Source organism: Campylobacter sp. CNRCH_2015_0338h (assembly GCF_025772785.1).
Taxonomy (GTDB): Bacteria; Campylobacterota; Campylobacteria; order Campylobacterales; family Campylobacteraceae; genus Campylobacter_D.
This window is the reverse complement of record NZ_JAKMST010000003.1, coordinates 36,231-48,073: the sequence shown is the minus strand read 5'-3', so window position 1 is coordinate 48,073 and position 11,843 is coordinate 36,231. Positions and strand designations below refer to the sequence as shown.

Here is an 11,843-nt window from a genome sequence, read left to right as displayed (position 1 = left end):
AAAAATTTATTTACTATTAATAAAACTTACACTATACTCTCGCATATTTTAAAAACAAGGAGAGAGTATGGAAATGCTAACCAGTCTTAGCGAAGGCACTCAATTTAGTATCCAACTAGCCGTAGTTCTCATTTGTCTTTTTTATGGGGCAAAAAAAGGTGGTATCGCTCTAGGTTTATTAGGCGGTATAGGTTTGTTAGTTTTAAGTTTTGGTTTTGCTGTAGCACCTGGAAAACCTTCTATTGATGTTATGCTTACTATCTTAGCTGTTGTTGTTGCTAGTGCAACTTTACAAGCTAGTGGTGGTTTAGATGTAATGTTGCAAATTGCAGAAAGAGTTTTAAGAAAAAATCCTAAATTTTTAACTATCTTAGCTCCTTTTGTAACTTGCTTTTTAACTATACTTTGTGGAACCGGACATGTTGTTTATACTATGATGCCTATTATTTATGACATTGCTATTAAAAACGGCATACGCCCAGAAAGACCAATGGCTGCTTCTAGCATTTCTTCTCAACTTGGTATTATAGCAAGCCCTGTTTCAGTTGCTGTTGTAAGTTTAACTGCATTACTTTTAAATCCAGAAATTAACAAACATCCTTTAGCAGGATTTGATGGCTATGTAGATTTACTTGCTATTACTATACCTTCTACTTTAGTGGGTGTTTTAGCTATAGGAATTTTTTCTTGGTTTAGAGGAAAAGATCTTGACAAAGATGAAGAATTTCAAGCTAGAATCAAAGATCCAGAACAAAGAGAATACATCTATGGTGATAGCAAAACACTTCTTGGCCAACAACTTCCAACTATTCAATGGGTAGCTATGTGGATTTTCTTAGGTGCTATTGCAATAGTAGCTATACTTGGAGCCTTCCCAGAACTTAGACCACAATTTACCTCAAAAGGTGTTACTAAACCTATGAATATGGTTGCAACCATTCAAATGTTTATGCTTTTAGCAGGTGCAGCACTCATCATCTTTACCAAGCTTGATGCAAGTAAAATTGCAAAAAATGAAATTTTTAAATCAGGTATGATAGCTTTAGTAGCTGTTTTTGGAATTTCTTGGATGGCAGATACTATGTTTGCAGTACATACTCCTATGATGAAAGAATCTTTAGGAAATATTGTTATAGAACACCCTTGGACTTATGCAGTTATGCTTTTACTAATTTCTAAATTTGTTAACTCTCAAGCAGCAGCAATTGCAGCTTTTGTGCCACTTGCACTAGGAATTGGTGTTGAGCCAGGCATTATCATTGCTTTTGCAGCAGCTTGCTATGGATATTATATTTTACCAACCTATCCAAGCGATCTTGCAACTATACAATTTGATAGATCAGGCACTACTAAAATAGGTAAATTTGTTATCAATCACAGCTTTATCTTACCAGGTTTAATTGGTGTAATTGTTTCTTGTATAGTAGGTTATTTCTTAGCTTTAGGCGCAGGATATTTATAAAATAAAGGGCTTATTTTAAGCCCTTTTTTATTTAAATGCTTTTTCTAAATCAATAGGTATAGCCTGATAACCAGTACTTGCTCCACTAAAGCGAATTTGTACTGAAGGCTCTTTAGCTCCCCATTTAAACTCATCTATTTCAGGTTTTGGCTCTCCTATAGCAACACCCTTGCTTAAATCAAAAGCCATACCAGCGCTAGCGCTATAAACCATAATTGAATTTTTATCTTTATAGTACTCAGCTAAAGAAGTAATAGGCGAAAACCATTTATGGCCTCTTTGTTTTCCATATTCCCAAATTTGCTCTACGGTTTTATTTTTTTGATCTATTTTATATACAACCGCTCTTGAATATTTCATCGAAGCAAAAGCAGGTTGTGTTATAGCTCTTGCATCGCCATTATCAAAAGCTGTAATGTAAACATATCTTTTGTTAGATTTTTCATCTATTCTAAAAGCAGTGTGCTGTGTCCATGTAAAATCAAAACCACCTTCCTTATTTTTATAACCAGGACATTTACTATAATCATCTTCACAAATTATATTTTTGCCATTTTTATCAATAGGTTGTAAAAGTGCTTTTTTATACTTTTCTCCCCAGCCCTTATGCGCTCCTAATATCCATTTTACTTTTTTATCACGGCCGATTTTTATAATAGCACTTTGATGACGACTTGAAATGATAATGCTATCATCACTTGGATCATAATCTATGCTATTTACATGAGCCCAGTTACGCCCTACTCCAGTGCCTGCTATATCCCCAAAAATTTCACTTGTATCCATTTTGGCTAATTCTTCATTGCTTAGAGTTTTACCCGCTTTTGAAACATCTACATTTAAACAAACCGCACCTTGATCTAAAACTTTGATAATATTAGCTCTATATGGATCTAAAATTTCAAAAAGCCTCCACTCATCTACCACATTGCCATTATTATCAACCTCTAATATCACATCACGCACCGAGCGCACATTTTTACCATCAGGACGCTTAACATTAGCCAAGGCTACTCTTAAAAGATAATTTCCATTTGGCATTTGACTCATAGAATGAGAAAAATCTATATAAGAAGAAGGTAAAAGGCGGTTAAAAATTTCTCTACCCATTAAATCATATTTTACATATCTTTGACCAAACCCAAAGCTTAATGCCCCATCTGAGTTTTGTCTAAAACCCATCATAATACCACGATTATAAATATTATTTTTATCCATTAGCTTATCATTATCTAAATACCAACGAATTTCACCCTTTGTATCGACAATGAAGGCATTAGAAGCCTCATCCCATTCTAAAGCACCACCACTTGGATTATTCCATATAGCTTGAGAGCTTTTTGCGCTGTATTTTCCTGGAGTATTATTTACTAGATATAATCTATCTTCAAATTCTTTATCTACTTTAAGTACTTCCACTTTTTCAAAAGGCACACCTCTTTGCATAAGACTTCCACTTGGCTCTATATTTACCCCACCTGTTGCTATTTTATATACCTCATCTATTACTTTTTCACTTTTTCCAAAAGCACTTTTAGTATAGCTTACTTTTACTGTGTTTAAATACGATGGATAAAGTCCAAAAATAGGAATTCCTCCATAAGTTTTAATTTTATTAGAACTTACCTTATAAGATATAGTTTGTCCATTTGGCTTTGGAACTATAGTCACACTCACATCACTTAACTCATATCCTCCATCTACAATCACAGCACTAAGCGGGGATAAACCATAAGGATTGAGCTTTATAGCTCCAATTTTTCCTTGCACTTGATAGTCTATCTTAGCTCCGCTTACTCCACCTACAGCTAAAGCTAAATTTGGCACTAAAACCATGCTAGCTAGCAAGCTTAAGCTGATGATTTTTTTAATTTTCATGCTTATCCTTTATAAGATCAATAACACCTTTAAAATAAAGGCATTATTTAACTGAAAGTTCTTTAACTATACGGATTAGTTCTTCTAAAGAAGTAATGTATTCAGGATTGATTTGATATTTACCATTTACTACAAAAGCAGGTGTGCCGTAATTTCTTGAAATTTCATTAGCCACATCATAAGCAGCTAAAAGCTCTTTGGCTTCTTTGGTTTGTAAAAATTTTTGCAATTCTTCTTTGCTAGAACCGATAGCATTTAAACCTATTTTATAAAACAAATCAAGATTATTTAAATTTAACTTTTGCTCAAAATGACCTATAAAATACACATCAGCAAGCTTATAGGTAAGACTTTTTTCGCTAGTAACATCTAAACCTAAGGATTTTTCTTTAAAAGAAGCTAAAGCAAACATCTCATTTAAAGCCCCACCATACTCACTCATAGAACTTACTGAAAAAAGATCATATTTTAAACTTGGCAAAACCTCTTTAACCTTTGCTAAAGTGTGAAATTGATGATGAGTGTAACAATGAATACAACGATAAGAAAATACCTCTATTAGAGAATTTTGTGCATTTGGGATAGGTGTTTTTAAAGCAATATACTCTTTACCCTCACTTAACGCATTTGCATTTATAGCAAAACTGAGCGTACAACAAACAATCAAAAAAATATTTTTTAAATTCAATTTTAACTCCTATATCATGATATTGCAATATAATTATATTGCAATATCATAAACATCAGGATTCAACCACACCTCCAGCATCTTTTCTTGATTGCTCACTAGATTGAACCATAATTCCTTTTGTATATTTCAACAGTTCCTCCCATTCTTTCTTTTGTAGCAAGATGCCTTTTTGAACACTCTCTTCGTAATTTTTTTCAATAATATCATGAGAAATACTTACATTCTCATCATTTCTGATTAAAGGATTTTTAGAAATTTCAATATAAAGCGCTCTTTCATCTAAATCACAAGGTATATTTTTCATTAAAATATCTGGAAAATCTTCATTATTTTTTATAAAGTATTCCACATACTGAGATTGCTTTATGTCATACCAATAAGCTTTAACATATAAATTTTTATTTGATAATCTTTTTAACTGAGAATACACAAAACACCTATTATAACATTTTGAAATTTTTATATTTAAAGAATTATATTGATTTAAAAAATCAAGTGCATACGCAATAATAATTTGAATATGACATAATATGCTATGATGATTAATATCAACACTTAAATACTCATTTGTAATGTTTAATGTTATATCTAAATTGTCGCTTTTCAAATAAGGCGCAGCTTTAAGAAAATTTGACAATCCATTTAATCCAGCCATTTGCATGTCAATAACCATAGATGCAATTAAATCAGCTTCTCCAAGATTTAATTTTAATCCATTATAAGCTTTAATACAAGCGGCTTTAAGTTCGTTTTTGGAAACATAAACATTATTATTAGATAAATCACAAACACTATGCTTATTTTTTGGCAATAATGGAAACATCCACTCATTAGCATGAATTTCATCCATTAAAGGTGCATTCTGAAACAATGTCACTTGAACCCATCTATCTGATCTTGGATCATACTTTGTTGCACCAAACATAGACAATTTAGCCCTTAAAAGATGCATAGGCAAAAAGTCTTTTGCTAAAACATTAGCTCTTATATCACCCATTACACAATTTCCCATAGTCCAAACTCTTCTAGCTATAGATGTAAAACAAGGGTTTTCTAATAAAAATTTACTTATATGTAAATAATCATCCTGATTTTTTAAAGCATTGTAAAATTTAACCACTTGCCTAGCAATATCTAAAGGTTGTTCTAGTTCATCTCCATTATCAACACCTCTTACTCCAAGCCTAGGCTCTTCTTTTTCTTCAGATATATACCAAAACCAATAATTATTTTCAGGATTTTCAAAATTAATACCTAAAGCCCAATCATATTTTTTCTCTATTACATTTTTAATTTCAGAAATTTTAACACCAGTAAGCTCTAATGGAGTTTCATCGATTGTCATCATTTTATCGTGTATATCAACTAATTCAGGATACAGTTCTAATAAACACGAAAGTACGATTTCTTGTGCTTCCAAAGAATATTTTTTTGTATATTCTACAAATTCCTCAATAACCATAGAAGCATTTATTTTTGTTTTTATTTCTTTTACTATATAAGAAAGCTCACTTGAAGCTATTTTGTTTAAATTATCTTGCCTTGAATCTATTGTTGTTATTTCTTTAAGATGTAAACTTGCTCTTTTTAAATAATCAATCAATTCTTTAGCCTTACTCATATCAAGCTTTTGTTGCATAACTTTTGACAAAGCTAATTCTCTTTGATAAAGCCAATTATCAACAACTTTTGGGTGTTTAATCAAATAAGGAGCCATACCAAGTCCAGTAGCATTTCCCACACCTAAATATCTTTGAATATCTCTATCAAGTTCTACAGCTTTATCTCCACCACGCTGTTTGGCTATATAATTTACCCAATCTAAACTAAATTGCCTTACAATATAAACAGCACACATTTCAGCAGAAAATGACTGAGAAAAATCTCCATTTTTTTGCAGATTATCAAAATCAGAAATTCCAAATTTTCCACTTCCATATACAGCTGTGGTTCTTAATATATAACCAACTTTAGCTAGTTCATCTAAATCAGGTTGTTTTCCATTAGCTAAAGAATTAACAATATATTCAAAAATTCTTACACTTTTATTAGCCCTTGCTAAAACAAAAGCATTGTTAAAATTTCTACCAGCTTCTTGCAGTGGAACATTTTCTTTTAAAACAGTCAATAATCCACTGTCAATCTCTCCATTTACAAAAGTAAAAGTAACATCCCACTTATTTGCTATAACTCTATCATTTCTTTCTTCATCTTTTATATAATTAGCAAATATAACAAGATGATATATTCCATGAGGTGTTCTAACTTGATATATTACATCACCAAATCCTTTATCATCTAAATCCCATAAAATATTTTTTAATACCCATTTTTCTTGAGCAATTTTCCTCATCAAAGTTCTAGTAAAACTAAGTCTAGATGGGTGCATAGAGCCTAGTCTTTCTAAAGACATGACTTCTTGTGGACTTCTTAATTTCATATCATTTTTCATTTTGTCTCCTTTTTTGTATTAACGTAAATTTTGCTCATCTGCCATTTTAATTGCAATCTGTATAGAGTTCCATAAGGTTGGTAATAATATAAATGAAACAGGCACAGCAGTAATTACTATAAATGATTGTAAAGCCGAAATTCCCCCCTGTCCGATAGATATTAAAATAATTGCCAATACCCCCATTAAAATTCCCCAAAAAGCTCTAAGAAGCTTACTAGGTTCAGTGTTCCCACTAACAATAACACTCATAGTATAAGTCATAGAATCACCAGTTGTAATAATAAAAATAGCTGCTAATATCAAAAATAATGCTGAAATAAATGTTGACAATGGCAATGACTGTGTTATTGCTATTAACGCAGCAGGTATATTAAAACCTTTAAAAGCAGAGCTTATGCTGCCTGGATTTTCTATTTCAAAATACAATCCTGTTCCACCAACAATAGTAAACCAAAACATTGTAATAATTGGTGCGCAAATACTTACAGCTATAATAAGCTCTCTTAAAGTCCTACCTCTTGAAATTCTAGCAATAAAGATAGCCAATACTGGACCATATCCTAAAAACCACCCCCAAAAAAACAAAGTCCAAGATGCAAGCCAAACAGTATCTTCTCTATAAGTAGCCATAGGTATAAAATTTTGTATCAAAGTTCCAACACCTTGAACATAAACATCCAAAATAAATTTTGTAGGACCAAAAATAAAAATAAAAAACATCAAACCTACAGCTAAAATAACATTCCATTTACTAAGAATTTGAATGCCTTTTGCTAAACCTCTAAGTGAAGATATAGTATAAACTAAAATAGCCAAAATAATAATACTCATTTGAGTGATTATATTATCTGGTATTTGAAAAATCATATTTAGTGCATAAGAAATTTGCAAACCTAAAAATCCTATAGGTCCTATAGTACCAGCAGCAACAGCCACAATACAAAAAGCATCTATTAAAGAACCAATCCATCCGTGTATAACTTTATCACCAAAAATAGGATAAAGAATAGTTCTAGGTCTTAAAGGAAGGCCTTTTTCATAGTGTAAATACATTAGCACTATTGTGGTAATAGTTCCAGAAACAGCCCAAGATAAAAAACTCCAATGCATGTAAGATTGCGCTAGAGCTTCTGTGATTTTTTGAAAAATATTACTAGTATTTCCAAATACAGGAGATGGAGAAACAAAATGAGCTATAGGCTCTCCAGCAGCCCAAAAAACACCTCCGCCTGCAAGTAAAGTACACATAATAATAGATATCCATTGAAATGTACTCATTTCAGGATTTTTAATATTACCCAAAACTACGCCGCCTGTTCTTCCCCAACTAAGCCCGATCCCAATAATAAAAGTCAAAAGTAGTAAAATTTGCCAATAAGCACCAAAGTATTTTGCTGAGACATTAAAACCAAACTCAACGATCGCACTAAGTAACTTTGAATCAATTAAAGCTATTACAACAAATATCATCAAAAATCCACTACTACAAATTAAAGTCAACTTATCAATACGAGTATTGTTTTTAGGAGCACTGTTTAACATTTTAACTCCTTAGCAAGTTTGAGCTTTTAAGCCATCTTGTAAAAAATGAAGCCAATTAAGACCCATGATTTTTTTTACATCATTCTCAGAAAACCCATAATTAATCAATCCTTTATAAATATTATATAAGCCACTAGAATCATTAAACCAAGACACATTTTTAGGCCATGTGGAATTAGTAGCACTACCTTCGCCATAATCTTTTATCTTAGACCATCTACCATTGCGCATCCATTCTAATACATCTAATGGTTGATTTAAACATAAATCACTTCCTATACCTATATGATCAACCCCTATCATATCTGCCAAATCAGCACTCATTTTACAAAAATCATCCAATGTACAATCACTTCCATTTGGCAAATGAAAAGGATATAAAGACAAACCTATCAAACCTTTTCTCTTAGCTAAAGCTTTTATCACCTCATCGCTTTTATTTCGCAATCCATTGTGCGCAAATTTAGGATTAGCATGAGATATACATATAGGGCGAGACGATATGTCAATAGCTTCCAATGTTGATCTATCACTACTATGAGACATATCAACAATCATACCAACCCTATTCATTTCTTCAATCGCTTGTTTGCCAAAGCGAGTAATACCACTGTCGTTTTTTTCATAACAACCAGTAGCCAATAAGCTTTGATTATTATAAGTTAGCTGCATAATCAACAAACCAAGCTGTCTCATAACAGATATTAACCCTATTTCATCATCAATCAAAGAACAATTTTGCGCTCCAAAAAAAATCCCTACCTTATTTTGAGCTTTTGCTTTTAAAATATCTTCGCTTGAAAAAACAGGCAATATATATTCATTAAATTCTTCAAAAAATCTATGCCACTGGGCAAATCTAGTGAGTGTTTCTCTAGCATTTTCATGATATACTAAAGTAACATGCACAGCACTAACACCACTTGATTTTAAAAATTTAAAATATTCTTTATCCCATTTGCAATATTGCAAACCATCTATAATGATATCTTTCCCAAACATAACCACCTCCTTTTTGTAAACAACATTTAATAAGCTTTTACATAAGTTGTTTTTACAACTGTGTAAAATTCCTTCGCATAAGAACCTTGCTCTCTTGGACCAAAGCTAGATTCTTTTCTGCCTCCAAAAGGTACATGATAATCTGTTCCAGCTGTAGGAAGATTAATCATAACACAACCACTTTTTGCTTCTTTTTTAAATATGTTTGCATTTTTTAAACTCGATGTTACAATCCCTGAAGTCAATCCAAAACGAGTACCATTATTAAGCGCAACAGCTTCTTGTAAATCTTTTGCTTTAATCACACATGCTAATGGAGCAAAAATTTCTTCCTGATTAACATCCCAATCATTTTTAGTATTAATAAATAAAGTAGGAGACATATAGTAACCATTTTTATCAAGTGATAATTTTTTACCACCAAATACCAATTCCGCTCCAAGATCTTTAGCTCTTTGAACCCATTTGAAATTAGATTCAAATTGTTTATTATCGGCTACTGGTCCCATAAAAATTCCATCATCTAAGCAATGGCCAACCTTTAATGTTTTCATTCTAGAAACCATTTTCTCAACAAAAGCATCGTGAATACTTTCTATAACAATCAAACGAGAACTTGCTGTGCATTTTTGTCCAGTACCTGAAAAAGCTCCTGCAATAGCACACTCAACAGCAAGATCAAGATCTGCATCATCCATAACAACTAAGGCATTTTTACTACCCATTTCTAATTGACATTTAACAAAATTTGCAGCCGTAGCACGTGCTATTTTTCTACCAACATCAACAGATCCAGTAAAAGAAAGTGCGTTGATATTTCTAGAATTAATAATAGTCTCACCAACTTCTCCACCACTACCTAAAACTAAATTAAATACACCGCTTGGCAATCCATGCTCATGAATAATCTCAGCCAAAGCTACAGCAGAAGCTGGAGTGGTATTAGCTGGTTTCCATACTATACTATTACCAAAACAAAGAGCAGGAGCTATTTTCCAAGAAGCTGTTGCAATAGGGAAATTCCAAGGAGAAATAATACCAACAACACCAACAGCCTCTCTTGTAATCTCAACATCAACACCACTTCTTACAGACGCTGCATTTTCCCCAATTTGTCTTAATACTTCAGCTGCATAATATTGAAAAAATTGACCTGATCTAAACGCTTCTCCTTTTCCTTCTATTTTTGTTTTTCCTTCTTCTAAAGATATGATTTTTCCAATCTCATCACTTCTATTCATTAAAGATTCACCGATTTTATAAAGCAAATTTGCCTTTTCTTCTAAAGGAGTTTTTTCCCAAGAAACTTGAGCCTCTTTAGCAGCATCAATAGCTAGCTCTACTTGTTTTTTATCAGCCTGTGCTACATCCCCTAGATCATTATCAATATCAGATGGATTAATATTTTTTATAGTATTAACACCCTCTACCCATTGACCATTAATATATAAACCCTTAGTACAATCTAACATTTTATCTCCTTTATAATTTTAATTATGAGTTTGCGCATAAACTACAAATTCAACCAGCATTTCTTCTCTAGCCAAACCAGAAACAATAAATGCAGCTCTATTTGGATAAACTGTATTGAAATAGGTTGAATATATCGAATTTACAAATTTTAAATCTTCTCTTTTTGTAACATAAATTAAAATCTGTAACACATCATCTAATTTAGAACCAGCACATTCTAAAGTATGAATAAGATTTGAAAAAACTTGCTTGGTTTGCGCTTCTATACCACCAGTAACAACCTCTCCATTTTTATCAATAGGAATTTGTGCTGTATATAAAATATTATTTGATACAACCGCCCATTCTAATGGAGATTTTGAGGGGAATAATTTTGTTTTAACCGCTATTTTACTTGACATACAACTCCTTTTTGTATTGTTATATTTTCAAGTCTATAGGAAAAAAACTTAATAAATACTTAATGCCGACAATAAATATATTATATATTTTCTTACCTTGAAAAAACATGTAAATATGTGAATATTGGTAAATATATTTAAAAGATATCCCTATAATTAAAACATCAAATAAGTTAGTAAGGTAGTTTTAGTTGTAAAATTGAATATATACTTATTATATGATTATATCAAATCAAATATTGTTTAACAAAATTCTCAAAATAATCAATAATGTCATCAACATATTCCAAAGCTTTTTCTGTGTTTTTTTGATACACAGCTTTTAATATATTCTTGTGTTTTTCTTTTACAATATCATGTTGACTATTTTGAGCATAGCGATACCAAAATCTCCTTGAAATCCCTTGCACATTTCTCAATTCTTCGTAAATAAAATAATTTTTAGAAGCTTTAGCTAATACATCTTGTCTTTTATCAAGCCATGATAAAAAATTTATTTCATCGTAATTTTCAATTTCATTTAAAAGTTCATTTATAGCTTTTTTATCATCCTCAGTAAGTCTTTTTATAGCACATTCTATACAAAGTTTCAAAATAACTCTTCTTACTTCCAAAAGTTGCATTTGTAAAGAAGCATTCATTTGTGGAACCATTATTCCTGCTTTTGATATATTCACCAAATAACGTTTTGAAAGCAACAATAATGCTTCTCTTACAGGCGTACGTCCAACATCAAGCATATTTGCTATGCCCTGTTCTGTCAAAATACTACCAGGCTCTATTTCACAAAAAACTATTCTTCTTTCTAATTCATTATATACTTGTTCGGCTAAAGTTTTATTTTTCACTTTTTTCATGTAATTTCCAAATATAAAATAAAAATTATAGAATAATATCTAATTATTAATGTATTTAAGACAGAATATTAATGATTAAAAT

9 protein-coding genes are annotated in these 11,843 nt (G+C 31.4%); 1 reads left to right on the top strand and 8 read right to left on the bottom strand.

The genetic code is table 11. From position 1 onward, the window contains the following. Nucleotides 1–67: 67 nt before the first annotated feature. A complete protein-coding gene (locus L8X30_RS02715; RefSeq protein WP_263673966.1) occupies nt 68–1,462 on the top strand; it encodes an anaerobic C4-dicarboxylate transporter in 1,395 nt (464 codons plus the stop codon). A gap of 27 nt (nt 1,463–1,489) precedes the next feature. On the opposite strand, the gene L8X30_RS02710 is transcribed toward L8X30_RS02715, so the two are convergent. The 8 genes from L8X30_RS02710 to L8X30_RS02675 all read right to left on the bottom strand — a co-directional run bounded on the left by L8X30_RS02710 (nt 1,490) and on the right by L8X30_RS02675 (nt 11,761). Further along, on the bottom strand, nt 1,490–3,340 hold the full coding sequence (locus tag L8X30_RS02710; RefSeq protein WP_263678882.1) for an aryl-sulfate sulfotransferase: 1,851 nt from the start codon (nt 3,338–3,340) through the stop codon (nt 1,490–1,492). Nucleotides 3,341–3,383: 43 nt separating this feature from the next. Next, nucleotides 3,384–4,028 carry a thiol:disulfide interchange protein DsbA/DsbL gene (locus tag L8X30_RS02705; RefSeq protein WP_263678880.1) on the bottom strand — a complete coding sequence of 215 codons (645 nt, stop codon included), beginning with the start codon at nt 4,026–4,028 and terminating at the stop codon, nt 3,384–3,386. A 55-nt stretch (nt 4,029–4,083) separates the two neighbouring features. Then, nucleotides 4,084–6,483 (bottom strand): DUF3726 domain-containing protein, encoded by a 2,400-nt coding sequence (locus L8X30_RS02700; RefSeq protein WP_263678878.1) that lies wholly within the window; start codon nt 6,481–6,483, stop codon nt 4,084–4,086. An 18-nt stretch (nt 6,484–6,501) separates the two neighbouring features. Beyond that, nucleotides 6,502–8,028: a BCCT family transporter gene (locus tag L8X30_RS02695; protein ID WP_214126123.1), complete on the bottom strand. Its 1,527-nt coding sequence runs from the start codon at nt 8,026–8,028 to the stop codon at nt 6,502–6,504. A 9-nt stretch (nt 8,029–8,037) separates the two neighbouring features. Then, the gene (locus L8X30_RS02690) at nt 8,038–9,030 is read right to left on the bottom strand and encodes a dipeptidase (RefSeq protein WP_263678876.1); all 993 of its coding nucleotides are present in this window, start codon (nt 9,028–9,030) and stop codon (nt 8,038–8,040) included. Between the two features lie 26 nt (nt 9,031–9,056). Further along, on the bottom strand, nt 9,057–10,502 hold the full coding sequence (locus tag L8X30_RS02685; RefSeq protein ID WP_263678874.1) for an aldehyde dehydrogenase family protein: 1,446 nt from the start codon (nt 10,500–10,502) through the stop codon (nt 9,057–9,059). A gap of 18 nt (nt 10,503–10,520) precedes the next feature. Then, a complete protein-coding gene (locus tag L8X30_RS02680) occupies nt 10,521–10,904 on the bottom strand; it encodes a RidA family protein (protein WP_263663992.1) in 384 nt (127 codons plus the stop codon). Nucleotides 10,905–11,131: 227 nt separating this feature from the next. Continuing rightward, the gene (locus tag L8X30_RS02675; protein WP_263678872.1) at nt 11,132–11,761 is read right to left on the bottom strand and encodes a GntR family transcriptional regulator; all 630 of its coding nucleotides are present in this window, start codon (nt 11,759–11,761) and stop codon (nt 11,132–11,134) included. Nucleotides 11,762–11,843 lie beyond the last annotated feature (82 nt).